Consider the following 15,166-nt stretch of genomic DNA (forward strand, 5'->3'; position numbering starts at 1 on the left):
TCACCTCTCCTGTTCGTCGAGCCGGGCCGAGACCAGCCGTGCGATCTCGGCGATGGCCGCCGGCTCCACCAGTTCGCGGTGGGTGCGGCGGAGTTCGTGGACGGCGATCTCCCCGGTGGCGTAGGGGCGCCAGGCGGCGGGCGCGTCCGGTGCGGGCAGCGCCGGCGGCCGGTCCAGCAGCGCGACCACCAGCAGCACGTCGCCGTCGTAGACCGCCGGGGTGTGCCGCGCGCCGGCCTTGGTGGTGTTGCGCAGCGTGGACCGCAGGCCGAGCAGGACCTCGCCGTCGGCGTCCGGCCGCGCGCCGCGGACCAGGCCGACGACCTCCTCGATCATGGTGTCGAGCCGCCGGTCGGTGGTGTCGCGGGTGCGGGGCGCCGCCGCGGCGCCGGCGCCGGGCGCGGCGAACGCCGGGTAGCCGTCGAGGATCGCCAGCAGCCCGACCTGCTCGCCCTGCTCCCTGATGTGGGTGGCCAGCGCGTGCGCGATGACGCCGCCGAGCGACCAGCCGAGCAGGTGGTAGGGGCCGTGCGGCTGGACGGCCCGCATCTTGGCGAAGTAGTCGGCGGCCATCTCCCCGACGCTGCGCGGCAGCGGTTCGGGACGGGCCAGGCCGCGCGCCTGGAGCCCGTAGACGGGCCGGTCCGCCAGGTGCTCGGCGAGTCCGGTGTAGCGCCAGGCGATGCCCTCGACCGGGTGGACGCAGAACAGCGGCGGCCGGCCGCCCCCGGTCCTGATCGGCAGCAGCACCTCGAAGTCGTCGCGTCCCGCGGGGGCGTCCAGTGCGGTGGCGAGGGCGGCCGGGGTCGGGGCGGCGAACAGCGCCCTGACGTTCAGCCCGGCGCCGGTCTCGGCGCGGATCCGCGCCGCCAGCCGCATCGCCAGCAGGGAGTCGCCGCCGAGGTCGAAGAACCCGTCGTCGGCGCCGACCCGTTCGAGTCCGAGCACCTCGGCGAACAGCCCGCACAGCAGCTCCTCGCGGGGGGTGCGCGGGTCGCGGCCGGTGCTCAGGGCGTCGAAGTCGGGCGCGGGCAGGGCGGCGCGGTCGAGCTTGCCGTTGCCGGTCAGCGGCAGCTCCGGCAGCAGCACGACGACGGCGGGCACCATGTGGTCGGGCAGCCGCTCGGCGGCGTGGGCGCGCAGCGCCGCCGGGTCGCAGCCGGCGCGCGGCACCGCGTAGGCGACCAGGGTCCGCCGGCCCGGCCGGTCCTCGCGCACCGCCACCGCGGCCCCGGCGACGGCCGGGTGCGCGGTCAAGACGGCCTCGATCTCGCCCGGCTCGATCCGGAAGCCCCGGATCTTGACCTGGTCGTCGGCGCGCCCGGCGAACACCAGCCCGCCGCCGGCGGTCCAGCGGGCCAGGTCGCCGGTGCGGTACATCCGCTCGCCCGGCGCGCCGAAGGGGCAGGCGACGAACCGCCCGGCGGTCAGCGCGGCGCGGTTCAGGTAGCCGCGGGCCAGCCCGGCGCCCGCCACGTACAGCTCGCCGACCACGCCGGGCGGGACGGGCCGCAGCGCGGAGTCCAGCACGTAGGTCCTGGTGTTCGGCAGCGGACCGCCGATGACGCTGCCGGTCCCCGCCGCCGCGGCCGCCTGGTCGAGCCGGAGGTGGGTGACGTGCACGGTCGTCTCGGTGATCCCGTACATGTTGACCAGGACGGGCGCGTCGTCGGGGTGCGCGGCGTACCAGGGGCGCAGCCGCGCCGGTTCGAGGGCCTCGCCGCCGAAGAAGACGTACCGCAGCGCGTAGTCGCGGCCCGGCCGCTCCTGGTCGGCGCCCATCAGCTGGTGGAAGGCCGACGGCGTCTGGCTGAGGACGGTCGTCCCGGTGCGGGCGAGCAGGTCGGCGAACTCGCCGGGGGAGCGGCTGACGTGGTGCGGGACGACGACGAGCCGGCCGCCGAGCAGGAGCGCGCCCCAGATCTCCCAGACCGAGAAGTCGAAGGCGCAGGAGTGGAACAGGGTCCAGACGTCCTCGCGGCCGAGGTCGTAGGCGGCAGCGGCCGTCTCCAGCAGCGCGACCACGTTGCGGTGCGGGATCAGCACGCCCTTGGGGGTGCCGGTGGAGCCCGAGGTGTAGATGACGTAGGCGGGGTCGCCGGGCGCGGGGCCGGTGGCCGGCGGGGTCGGCGGCTGCGCGGCCAGGGCCGTGGCGGTCTCGTGGTCGTCCAGCAGGATCCGGCCCGCCGGGTCGCCGGGGAGCCCGGCGGCGGCCGTGCTGACGACGACCGCCGGTGCGGCGTCGGCCAGCAGGTACTCCACGCGGGCCGCCGGGTATCCGGGGTCGACCGGCAGGTAGGCGGCGCCGGTCTTCAGGACGGCCAGCAGCGCCACGACCAGCTCGGTCGAGCGCGGCAGCGCCACCGCGACGGTCCGGCCCGGGCGCGCGCCGTGCCCGGCCAGGGTCCGGGCGAGCCGGTTGGCGGCGGCGTCGAGCTCGGCGTAGGTGGTCACCGCGCCCTCGTGCTCTACCGCGACGTCGCCGGGGTGGGCGGCGGCGCGGTCGGCGAACAGGTCGGTCATGGTCCGGTCGGCGACGGGGACCGCGGTGTCGTTCCAGGTCCGGATGGCCTTTTCGTGTTCGCCGGGCAGCAGGACCGGGGCGTGGGAGGCCCGCAGGCCGGGGTCGCCGGCGACGGCGTCGAGCAGCAGGACGAGGCGTTCGGCGAGGGCCAGGGCGGTCTCCCGGTCGAACAGGTCGGCGGCGTAGTCGAGGACGCCGCCGAGTCCTGCGGGGGCCCCGTCCTCGAAACGCTCCCCGAGCGTGAACGACAGGTCGAACTTCGCCGTCGCGCCGCCGCCCGCGCGGGCCCTGCCGACGGTGAGTCCCGGCAGGTCCCAGGCGGTTTCCTGGTGGGTGTTCTGGAAGGTCAGCATGACCTGGAACAGAGGGTGGCGGGCCAGGGAGCGCTCGGGGTGCAGTTCCTCCACCAGGCGTTCGAAGGGGATGTCCTGGTGTGCGTAGGCGGCCAGATCCGTCTCACGAACCCGGGCCAACAGCTCGGTGAAGGTCGGATCGCCCGACAGGTCGGTGCGCAGGACGAGGGTGTTGACGAAGAAACCGACCAGGTCGTCCAGCGCCGCATCACCCCGGCCCGCGACGGGCGTGCCGAGCGGGATGTCCTCGCCTGCGCCCAGTCGGGACAGCAAGAGCGCCACCCCGGCCTGGACCACCATGAACAAGGTGGTCTTCTCACGGCGGGCCAGCTCCGCCAGCCGGACGTGGGTGTCCGCGGCGATCCTGACCGGCACGGTGCCGCCCCGGTGGGAGGCGACGGGCGGCCGCGGGCGGTCGGCGGGCAGCGCCAGCTCGGCGGGCAGCCCCTCCAGCGCCTTCCGCCAGTGGGCGAGCTGCTCGCCGATCAGGCTGTCGGGGTCGTCCTCGTTGCCGAGCACGGCGCGCTGCCACAGCGTGTAGTCGGCGTACTGGACCGGCAGCGGCGCCCAACCAGGAGCGCGGCCCTCGCACCGCGCCGTGTAGGCCGCCGACAGGTCACGGGTCAAAACCCCCATCGACCAGCCATCGGCCGCGATGTGATGCACCACCAGCGACAAGACATGCTCGTCCTCGGCCAGGGCGAACAACCGGACACGCAGCGGCGGCTCGGCGGCCAGGTCGAACGGATGCGACGCCTCCGCCGACAGCAGCCGGGGCAGGGTCTCCTCGGACGCCGGGACGACCACGAGCTCCGGGTGTCCCTCCTTCCCGGACAGGATCCGCAGGCGGGGCGCGCCGTCGGCCTCGGGGAACACGGTGCGCAGGGTCTCGTGCCGGTCGGCGACGTCGGCGAGGGCCTCACGCAGGGCGCCCGGGTCCAGCTCGCCCGTCAGCCGCAGCGCCATCGGCATGTTGTAGACGGCGGCCCCTTCGGCGAACCGGTTCAGGAACCACATCCGGGCCTGGCCGAACGACAGCGGCACCTCGGCCGGCCGCTCCCCCGCCGTGAGGGCCGGCCGGACGGCGGCCGAGCCGAGCCGCCGCGCCACCCCGGCCGGGGTAGGCGCGCCGAACAGAACCCGGATGGGGAGTTCGGCGTCCAGGACGGCCTGGATCCGGGCGATCAGCCGCATCGCCAGCAGGGAGTCGCCGCCGAGGTCGAAGAACCCGTCGTCGGCGCCGACCCGCTCCAGCCCGAGCACCTCGGCGAACAGCCCGCAGACCACCTCCTCCAGGGGGGTGCGCGGGTCGCGGCCGGTGCTCAGGGCGTCGAAGTCGGGGGCGGGCAGCGCGGCGCGGTCGAGCTTGCCGTTGAGGGTCACCGGAAGGGCGTCGAGGGCGACGACCGCCGCGGGGACCAGCGCCTCGGGCAGCCGGGCGGCCGTGAACTCCCGCAGCGCCGCGCCGTCGATCCCGGTCCCCGCGGGGACCGCGTAGGCGATCAGCCTGCGCTGACCGGGCCGGTCCTCGCGGGCGACGACGGCGACCGAGCCCACCGAGGGATGGGCGGCCAGGACCGCCTCGATCTCGCCGGTCTCGATCCGGACGCCCCTGATCTTCACCTGGCCGTCGGCGCGGCCGAGGTACTCGACCTCGCCCGCGGTGTTCCAGCGGGCCAGGTCGCCGGTGCGGTACATCCGCTCGCCCGGCGCGCCGAAGGGGCAGGCGACGAACCGGTCGCCGGTCAGCGCGGCGCGGTTCAGGTAGCCGCGGGCCAGCCCGGTGCCCGCCAGGTACAGCTCGCCGACCACGCCGGGCGGTACCGGGCACAGGAGGGCGTCCAGGACATAGAGGCGGGTGTTCCAGATCGGCCGGCCGATGGGGACGGAGGCGACCGGCCCGGGCGGACACTCCCAGGACGTGACGTCGACGGAGGCTTCGGTGGGGCCGTAGAGGTTGTGCAGCGGCACGCCCGGCAGCCGCTCGTGGAAGCGGTTCACCAGATCGGCTGGCAACGCCTCACCACTGCAGATCACCCGGCGCAGCCCGGTACAACCGGCGGAGGCGGGCTCCTCCAGGAACAGCGCGAGCATCGACGGCACGAAGTGCACGGTCGTGACGTTCTCGGCGACGATCGTCGCGGCCAGGTAGGCGGGGTCGCGGTGCCCGCCGGGGCGTGCCATGACGAGCCTGGCCCCGGCGACGAGCGGCCAGAAGAACTCCCACACCGACACGTCGAATCCCGGCGGGGTCTTCTGCAGGATCCGGTCCTCGGGGCCGAGCCGGTAGGCGTCCTGCATCCACAGCAGCCGGTTCACGATGCCCTGGTGCGAGACCACCACGCCCTTCGGCGTGCCCGTCGACCCGGAGGTGTAGATCACGTAGGCGGGGTGGCCGGGGCGCGTGCGCGGGTCCGGCGGGTCGGCGGGCAGCGAGGCGAGCAGCGCGCGCTCACCGGGATCGTCCAGGACGATCGCCCCCGGGGGCAGCGCCGCCGCGGTCGCCGCGGTGCCCAGCACCGCGACCGGGCGGGCGTCGGCCAGCATCGCGGCGATCCGCGCCGCCGGATGCTCGGGGTCGACCGGCAGGTAGGCGGCTCCGGTCCGGAGCACGGCCAGCAGCGCGACGATCAGGTCGGCCGAGCGCGGCACGGCGAGCGCGACCACGGTCTCGGGCCCGGCGCCGAGCGCGGCCAGCCGGTGGGCGAGCCGGCCGGCCTCGGCGTCGAGTTCGGCATAGGAGAGGGTCCGGTCGCCGGCGGCGACCGCGACGGCGCCGGGGGTCCTGGCGGTCTGCGCGGCGACGAGCGCGGGCAGGGTCGTGGCCGGGACCGAGGTCGCGGTGGCGTTCGGCTCCTCCAGGACCTGTGCGCGCTCCCCGTCCAGGAGCACCCCGATCCGGCTGAGCGGCAGGTCCGGTTCGGCGGCGACGGCCTCCAGCAGCCGGACCAGGCGCGCGGCGACGCGGGCCGCCGTCTCCCGGTCGTACAGGTCGGCGGCGTAGCCGATCGCGCCGTCGATCCCGGCGGGCGCGCCGTCGTCGGCCCGGTGCTCCCCGAGGTTGACCGACAGGTCGAACTTGGCTCCGCTGTTCGCCGGGCGGTGCGGCGTGACGGTGAGCCCGCGCAGCTCCCAGGCGGTCTCAGGCTGGGCGTTCTGGAAGTTGAGCATGACCTGGAACAGGGGATGGCGGGCCAGGGAGCGTTCGGGGTGCAGTTCCTCCACCAGTCGCTCGAAGGGGACGTCCTGGTGGGCGTAGGCGGCCAGGTCCGTCTCGCGCACCCGGGCCAGCAGCTCGGCGAAGGTCGGATCACCGCTCACATCGGTGCGCAGCACGAGCGTGTTGACGAAGAACCCCATCAGCCGGTCGAGGGCGACATCGCCGCGGCCGGCCACGGCGGTGCCGAGCGGGATGTCCTCGCCCGCGCCGAGCTTGGACAGCAGCACGGCGACGGCCGCCTGGACCGCCATGAACAGGGTGGCCTTCTCCTTCCTGGCGAGGCCGGCGAGGCGGGCGTGGGTGCCGGCGTCGATCCGCAGCGGCACCGAGCCGCCCGTGTGGCTCGGCACGGCGGGGCGCGGCCGGTCGGCGGGCAGCGCCAGCTCGGCGGGGAGGCCGGCCAGGGCCTGCCGCCAGTGGGCGAGCTGCGCGGTGACGAGGCTGCCGGGGTCGTCCTCGCTGCCGAGCAGGTCCCGCTGCCACAGCGTGTAGTCGGCGTACTGGACCGGCAGCGGCGCCCAGCCGGGGGCGCGGCCCTCGCACCTGGCGGCGTAGGCGGCCGACAGGTCGCGGACCAGCACGCCCATCGACCAGCCGTCGGCCGCGATGTGGTGCACCACCAGCGACAGGACGTGCTCGTCCTCGGCCAGGACGAACAGCCGGGCCCTGATCGGGGCCTCGCGGCCGAGCCCGAAGCCGCGGCCCGCCTCGGCGCGCAGCAGCCCGTCCAGTTCCCCGGCGGTGGTCGCGGTGACGGCCAGTGCGCCCGGTTCCGCCGCGCGGACCTCCTGGCGGGGCACGCCCGCGTCGTCGGGGAAGACGGTCCGCAGCACCTCGTGCCGGCCGATCACGTCGTCGAGGGCCGCGCCGAGGGCGCCGCGGTCCAGCGGTCCGCTGAGCCGCAGCGCCATCGGCATGTTGTAGACGGCGCTCTCCTCCTGGAACCGGTTGAGGAACCACATCCGGGACTGGCCGGAGGACAGCGGGACGGCCGCGGGCCGCGGGCCGGCGGCCTCCAGCGCGGGACGGGAGGGGCCGCCGCCGAGGCGGGCCACCCCGGCCGGGGTCGGCGCCGCGAACAGGTCGCGGACGGTCAGGCCGGTCTCCAGGACGGCCTGGATCCGGGCGATCAGCCGCATCGCCGTCAGCGAGTCGCCGCCGAGGTCGAAGAACCCGTCGTCGGGCCCGACCCGTTCGAGTCCGAGCACCTCGGCGAACAGCCCGCACAGCACCTCCTCGACCGGTCCGCGCGGTTCGCGCCCGGTGACCAGGCCGCCGAAGTCGGGGGCGGGCAGCGCCGCCCGGTCGAGCTTGCCGCTCGGCGTCAGCGGGAACTCCGCGAGGGCCACCACGGCGGCGGGCACCATGTGGGCGGGCAGCGACAGGGCAGCGAACTCGCGCAGCCCCGCCGGGTCGACGCCACCGCCCGCCGCGGGGGTGGCGTAGGCGACGAGATGGCGCCGGCCCGGCTGGTCCTCCCGGACGACGGCGGCGGCCCTGGCCACCGAGCCGTGCGCGGCCAGGACGGCCTCGATCTCGCCGAGCTCGATCCGGAAGCCCCTGATCTTCACCTGGTCGTCGGTCCGGCCCAGGTACTCCAGCTCGCCCGCGGTGTTCCAGCGGGCCAGGTCGCCGGTGCGGTACATCCGCTCGCCCGCGGCGAAGGGGCTGGCCACGAACCGCCCGGCGGTCAGCGCGGCGCGGTTCAGGTAGCCGCGCGCGAGGCCCGTGCCGGTCAGGTAGAGCTCGCCGGCGACGCCCGGCGGGACGGGCCGCAGCCGGGCGTCGAGCACGTGGGTCCCGGTGTTGCGGATCGGCCGGCCGATCGGGACGGAGGCGACCGGCCCGTCCGGACACTCCCAGGAGGTGACGTCGACGGAGGCTTCGGTGGGGCCGTACAGGTTGTGCAGCGGCACGCCCGGCAGCCGCTCGTGGAAGCGGTTCACCAGCTCGGCGGGTAACGCCTCGCCACTGCAGATCACCCGGCGCAGTCCAGTACAACCGGCGGAGGCGGGCTCCTCCAGGAACAGCGCGAGCATCGACGGCACGAAGTGCACGGTCGTGACGTTCTCGGCGACGATCGTCGCGGCCAAGTAGGCGGGGTCGCGATGCCCGCCCGGTCGGGCGACGACGAGCGGGGTGCCGGTGATGAGCGGCCAGAAGAACTCCCACACCGACACGTCGAACCCCGACGGGGTCTTCTGCAGCACGCGGTCACCGGCGGCGAGCCCGTAAGCGTCCTGCATCCACAACAGCCGGTTCACGATCCCCCGGTGGGAGACCGCCACGCCCTTCGGCACCCCGGTGGAGCCGGAGGTGTAGATCACATAGGCCGGGTGGTCGGGCGACCTGTGCACCTCCGGACGTCCGCGCGGAGCCGGGTCGGCGCCGGCCTCGTCCATCCGCACCACAGGGGCCTCGGTCCCGGGCAGGTCCGGCAGCGTCTCGGCCGTGCACACCAGGGCCGCTGGGTCGGCGTCGGCCAGCATCGCCGCGATCCGCGCCGCCGGGTACTCCGGATCCACCGGCAGGTAGGCCGCTCCCGTCTTCAGCACCGCCACCAGGGCCACGACCAGTTCGGCCGAACGCGGCACCGCGACCGCCACGGACCGCTCAGGCCCGGCACCGAGCCCAGCCAGCCGACGCGCCAACGCATCAGCCGCAGCGTCCAACTCCGCAAAGGTCAACGCCCGACCCTCGAACACCACCGCAACCGCATCAGGAGTCCGCGCCACCTGCGCCTCGATCAACCCGGTCAACGTGGCGTCGGGGACGGGTGCGGCCGTGGCGTTCCACCCGGCGAGCCGGTCGCGCTCCGCCCCGGTGAGGATCTCCAGCTCCCCGACTGGGTCCGCCGGGTCGGCGGCGACCGCCTCCAGCACCCGGACCAGCCTGGCCACGATCAGCTCGGCGGTCTCCCGGTCGAACAGGTCGGCGGAGTAGCCGAGGGCGGCATTGATCCCGGCCGGCTTCCCATCGGTGCCGCGGTGTTCGCCGAAGTTGAAGGACAGGTCGAACTTGGCGGTCTCGGCAGGCGACCGCACCGGTTCCGCGGTCAGCCCGGGAAGCTCCCAGGCGGTTTCCTGGTGAGTGTTCTGGAAGGTCAGCATGACCTGGAACAGGGGGTGGCGGGCCAGGGAGCGCTCGGGGTGCAGTTCCTCCACCAGTCGCTCGAAGGGGACGTCCTGGTGGGCGTAGGCGGCCAGATCCGTCTCACGAACCCGGGCCAGCAACTCCGCGAAGGTCGGATCACCGCTCACATCGGTGCGCAGCACGAGCGTGTTGACGAAGAAACCGACCAGATCGTCCAGCGCCGCATCGCCCCGGCCCGCGACGGGCGTACCGATCGGCACGTCCTCGCCCGCGCCCAGCCGTGACAGCAGCACGGCGACGGCCGCCTGGACCACCATGAACAAGGTGGTCCGCTCCTGCCTGGCCAGCTCCGCCAGCCGGGCGTGGACGGCCGCGTCGAGCCGGAACGGCACGGCGCCGCCCCGGTAGGTCGCCACGGCGGGGCGCGGCCTGTCCGCGGGCAGGGGCAGCTCGGCGGGGAGTTCGGCCAGCGTCTCCCGCCAGTAGGCCAGCTGGGAGCCGATCACACTGTCGGGGTCGTCCTCGTTGCCGAGCACAGCGCGCTGCCACAGCGTGTAGTCGGCGTACTGGACCGGCAGCGGCGCCCAGCCAGGGGCGCGGCCCTCGCACCGCGCCGTGTAGGCCGCCGACAGGTCACGGGTCAAAACCCCCATCGACCAGCCATCGGCCGCGATGTGGTGCACCACCAGCGACAAGACATGCTCGTCCTCGGCCAAGGCGAACAGCCGGACACGCAGCGGCGGTTCCTGCCCCACCCGGAAACCGGCGGCGGACTCTTCCGAGAGCAGCCCGGACAGCTGCTCTTGCGTCACGGGCACCGGGTCCAGGCGCGGCGGCCGGGCGTCCAGGACCTCCAGCCGCGGCACCCCGTCGGTGTCGGGGTACACCGTGCGCAGGTTCTCGTGGCGCGCGACGACGTCGGCGAGGGCCTCGCGGAGCGCACCTAGGTCCAGCTCGCCCGACAGCCGCAGCGCCATCGGCATGTTGTAGACCGCGTCGTCCTCGGCGAACCGGTTCAGGAACCACATCCGGGCCTGGCCGAACGACAGCGGCACCTCCTCGGGACGTTCCGCGGGCACCAGCGGCGGCCGCGTCCGGCCGCCCTCGCCGACCAGCCGCGCCACCCCGGCGGGGCTGGGCGCGGTGAACAGCCCGCGGATGGTGACCTCGGCGTCGAGGGTCTCCCTGATCCGGGCGATCAGCCGCATCGCCAGCAGCGAGTCGCCGCCGAGGTCGAAGAACCCGTCGTCGGCGCCGGCCCGCTCCAGCCCGAGCACCTCGGCGAACAGCCCGCACAGCAGCTCCTCGACCGGGGTGCGGGCGGCGCGGCCCGCGCCCGCCAGGTCGGGGGCGGGCAGCGCGGCCCGGTCGACCTTGCCGTTGCCGGTCAGCGGAAGGCGCGGCAGCGGGACGATCGCCGACGGCACCATGTGGTCGGGCAGCAGCGACGCCGCGAACGCGCGCAGCACGCCTCCGTCGGCCTCGGCCCCCTCGACCGGGACCGCGTAGGCGACGAGGTGCTTGTGCCCGGACGGGTCGGCGCGGACGACGACCGCGACCTGCGCCACGTCCGGGTGCATGGCCAGGACCGCCTCGATCTCGCCGGGCTCGACCCGGAAACCGCGGATCTTCACCTGGCCGTCGGCGCGGCCCGCGAACACCAGCTGGCCGTCCTGGGTCCAGCGGGCCAGGTCGCCGGTGCGGTACATCCGCTCGCCCGGGGGCCCGAAGGGGCAGGCCACGAAGCGCTCGCCGGTCAGCCCCGGCCGCGCCCAGTAGCCGCGGGCCAGGCCGCTCCCGGCGATGTGCAGGTCACCGAGGACGCCCGGCGGCACCGGCTGGAGGAACCCGTCGAGGACGAACACCCGGGTGTTGTCCAGGGGGCGGCCGATCGGCAGGACCGGCGGCACCTCGTCGTCGGGGCGCACCTCGTACTCGGTGGCGCAGACCGTCGCCTCGGTCGGCCCGTACAGCTGGCGGACGACGGTCCCGGCGCAGGCCGCCGACACCTTCGCCACGGCCGTGGCGCTGACCGCGTCGCCACCGGTCAGCACCTCGGCCAGGCCGCGGAAGCAGGCCGGGGACTCCTCGGCGAGCAGGGCGAACAGGCCGGCCGTCACGTGGACGGCCGTCAACCCGTACCCGTCGATCATCCGGGCCAGGGCGGCGCCGTCCACCGGCTCCGGCGGGGCCACCACCACCCGGCCGCCCGCCAGCAGCGGGACCCACAGCTCCCAGGTGGAGGCGTCGAAGGCGTGCGGGGCGTGGAACAGCACCCGCTCGTGCGCGCCCGCGCCCCACGAGGAGTCGGCGGCCAGCGCCACCACCCCCGCGTGGGTGACCGCGACGCCCTTCGGCTCGCCGGTCGAGCCGGAGGTGTACATGACGTAGGCGAGGTCGCCGGGGTGGACGGTCACGCGCGGCGCGGGCACGGCCGGGCCGTCCAGCAGCCACGAGCGCTCGACGGCCAGCGCCGGGCCGTCCCAGCGGCCGGGGGCGGCCGCGACCAGGTCCGCCCCCGCCAGGATCGCCGCGGTCCTGGCGGGCGGCCAGTCCGGGTCGGCCGGCACGTACACCGCGCCCGCCTTGGCCACGCCGAGCAGCACCGCGATCAGCTCGGCCGAGCGCTCCATCAGCACCCCGACCAGCGCGCCCCGGCCGATCCCCGCGGCGGCGAGGCGGGCGGCGACCCGGTCGGCGGCGGCGTCCAGCTCGGCGAAGGTCAGCGGGCCGCCCGCGCCGTCCACGGCCACCGCGTCGGGGCGGGCCGCGGCGCGGGCGGCGAAGACCCCGTGCAGGGTGCCGCCGCCCTCCTGCGGCACCAGGGTGTCGTTCCACTCCCGCACGATCTTGGCCCGGGCGGGGTCGTCGAGGAGCCCGGTGCGGCCGACGGGGGCGTCGGGGGCGGCGACGAACTGCTCCAGGATCCGGGCGAGCCAGGCCACCAGGTCCTCGGCGGTGCAGCGGTCGAAGGCGTCGGGCCGGTACTCGATCCGCAGCCCGAGCCGCTTCCCGCCCGGGTTCACCGCGAGGGTCAGCGGGTAGTGGGCGGCCTCCTTGCCGCCCCTGCTGGTGACGCGCAGCCCGGTGGAGTCCGGCGCCGGCGCCTTGGGGGCCAGGGTCGGGTCGAAGGGGTAGTTCTCGAACACCACCAGGGTGTCGAAGACCGCGCCCGGCCCCGCCAGCCGCTGGATCTCGGTCAGCCCGAGGTACTGGCGGGGGGTGAGCGCCGACTGGCGGGCCTGCAGGCCGGCGAGGGTCTCGGCGACGGTCGCGGCCGGGTCGAGCGGGACCCGGACGGGCACCGTGTTGATGAACAGGCCGAGCATGTCCTCCACGCCGGGCAGTTCCGGCGGGCGACCGGCGACGACCGCGCCGAACACCACGTCGCCGCGGTGCGCGAGCCGGCTCACCAGCAGGGCCCACGCGCCCTGGACGACGGTGTTCACGGTGAGGTCGCGGGCCCGCGCCAGGGCGCGCAGCCCCGCCGTCAGGTCCTCGTCGAGCCGGGCCTGGACGTGTTCGGGCGCGGCCGGTTCGCGCCCCGGCGCGGCCTCGGCGACGAGCGTCGGCTCGTCCGCGCCCGCCAGCTCGGCGCGCCAGGCGTCGCGGGCGGCGTCGCGGTCCTGGCGGCTCAGCCAGACCAGGTAGTCCCGGTAGGGGGGCGCGGCGCGCAGCACCGAGGGTTCGCCGCCCGCCCGGTACACCGTCAGCAGCTCGCGCTTGAGGATCGGCAGCGACCAGCCGTCCAGCAGGATGTGGTGGTTGGTGATGATCAGCCGGTGCCGGCGCTCGCCGAGCCGGACCAGCAGGAAGCGGATCAGCGGCGGGACCGCCGGGTCGAAGCCGCGGGCCAGCTCCGCGGCGGCCAGCCGGTCGGCCTCGGCGAGGGCGGGCCCCTCGGCCAGGTGCGACACGTCGGCCCGCGACCAGGGCAGCGCCACCTTGGCCGCGATCACCTGGACGGGCTGGGCGAGGCCCGCGACCTGGCGGAACCCGGCGCGCAGGTTGGCGTGCCGGTCCAGCAGCGCCTGCCCCGACCTGCGCAGCGCCTCAGGGTCCAGGGCGCCGTCCAGGTCCAGGACGTGCTGGCCGGAGTAGACGTCCACCGCGTCCCGGTCGAACGTCGCGTGGAACAGCAGCCCCTCCTGCAGCGGCGACAGCGGCCACACCTCGGCCAGGGCAGAGCGCTTCATCAGGACATCCCCTTCTCGATCTCTTCGGCCATCGCCTCGAACTGCTCGACCTCGCGCTGCCCCAGCTCCAGCAGGGGGAAGTCGGAGGGGGTGTGGCCGCCGGCCTCCGGGCTGACCGCGTGGCCGGCCAGCCCGCGGACCATCGCCACCCAGGTCCGCGCCAGCTCCCGGACGGCGGGTTCGGCGAGCAGGCCGTCCGGCCAGGCCAGCGAGACCGTCAGCACCGGGCCGTCCGCCCCGTCGCGCACCGATCCGCCCGCCTCCAGGACGTGCCCGGCGGGCAGGCCGCCCGGCCCGCCGCCGAACCCGACCGGCCGCCAGCCGGCGGGCGCTCCCGGTGCTCCCGGTCCCCCGCCCGCCGAGCGGCCCAGGTAGTTGAAGGCCAGCTGCGGGACGGGGCGCCCGGCCAGACCCGTCGCGCGCAGCAGCCCGTACCCGAGCCCGTCGCCGGGCACGGCGCGCAGCTGCTCCTTGACCGTCTTGATCACCTTGTCGGCGACCGCGCCGCCCGCGCGCAGTGCCGCCAGGTCGACGCGGCCCGCCGCCGGCAGGTCGATGCGGACGGGGTGCACGCTGGTGAACCAGCCGACGGTCCGCGACAGGTCCATGCCCTCTTCGAGCGCCCGGCGGCCGTGGCCCTCCAGGTCGACCAGGACGGGGCCGGGCTCGCCGCGCCACTCGCCGACGGCGGCGACCAGCCCCGCCAGCAGGATGTCGGTGATGCCGGCGTGGTAGGCGGCGGGGACCGTGGTCAGCAGCTCCTCGGTGAGGTCCGCCGGGAGGGTCTCGGTGTGGTGGCGCATCGTGGCCGCCAGGTCGCGGGCGGGGTCGAGCGGCCGGTCCGCGAGCGCGATCCCGGGGTCGGCGAGGATCCGCTCCCAGGCGGGCAGTTCGGCGGCGCGCCCGGGGGTGCCGGCCTCGGCGGCGGCGAGCAGGGCCCAGCGGCGGAAGGAGGTGGACCGCGGCTGCAGCGCGGCGGGGGCGCCCGCCGCGATCGCGGTGTGGGCCGCGGCCAGGTCGGGCAGCAGGATCCGCCAGGAGACCGAGTCGACGACGAGGTGGTGGGCGACCAGCAGGACCCGGCCGGGGGCGTCGGGCCCGCGGTCGAACCAGACGGCCTGCAGCATCCGCCCCGCCACCGGGTCGAGCCGGGCGGTCGCGGCCCGCTCCCGCTCGCCGAGCAGCGCGGTCATCTCCTCCTCCGGCAGTCCCGCGGCGTCGACGCGTTCGACGAGGGCGCCGGCGGGTTCGCCGGGCGGGCGGACGTCGAGGGTCCAGGTCGCGACGGCCCGCTCGTCGGGGACCGAGAGGCGGGCGCGCAGCAGGTCGTGGTGGTCGGCGAGCGCCCTGACGGCCTGCTCCAGCTCCGCGTGGTCGAGGCCGGCGGGGGCGACGACCAGCGCGGACTGGGCGAACCCGCGCAGCCCCGCGAGGCCCGCCCGCTCCGCCGCCTCGCGCATCGCGGGGGTGAGCGGGGCCTCGCCGACGGCCTCATCGGGGGCGGGCGGCGCGGTGGTCCCGGCGGCGACCAGGGCCAGGCCCGCCGGGGTCTTGTGCTCGAAGACGTCCTGGGCGGTGATGACGATCCCGGCCTTGCGGGCGCGGGCGACCAGCTGCATCGACATGATCGAGTCGCCGCCGAGGTCGAAGAACCCGTCGTCCACGCCCACCTTCTCCAGCCGCAGCACCCCCGCGAACAGCTCGCACAGGGTCGCCTCGGTGTCGGTGCGGGGTTCGGCGGCGCCGGCCGCCGCGCCGAAGCCGGGGTCGGGCAGCGCGG

At 75.9% G+C, this 15,166-nt stretch carries 2 protein-coding genes (1 of these 2 running past the window's edge); both read right to left on the reverse strand.

Going from position 1 to position 15,166, the window contains the following annotated elements; all coding sequences use genetic code 11:
• Positions 1-13,386, reverse strand: coding sequence for a non-ribosomal peptide synthetase (locus ACRB68_RS05315; RefSeq protein WP_153531068.1), 13,386 nt, complete (start codon positions 13,384-13,386; stop codon positions 1-3).
• Positions 13,386-15,166, reverse strand: the 3' end of a protein-coding gene (locus ACRB68_RS05320; protein ID WP_328593785.1) for a non-ribosomal peptide synthetase. 5,866 nt of this gene lie beyond the right edge of the window; the window shows 1,781 of its 7,647 coding nt (coding positions 5,867-7,647); its start codon lies beyond the right edge, outside the window; its stop codon occupies positions 13,386-13,388. Before ACRB68_RS05320 ends, ACRB68_RS05315 begins: the two co-directional genes overlap by 1 nt.

The sequence above is a fragment of the Actinomadura macrotermitis genome (genome assembly GCF_009604375.1).
Classification (GTDB): Bacteria; Actinomycetota; Actinomycetes; order Streptosporangiales; family Streptosporangiaceae; genus Spirillospora; species Spirillospora macrotermitis.

Excerpts from the sequence above, each read along its gene's own strand:
- ACRB68_RS05315 (WP_153531068.1), bottom strand. The coding sequence starts at position 13,386 with ATGAAGCGCTCTGCCCTGGCCGAGGTGTGGCCGCTGTCGCCGCTGCAG.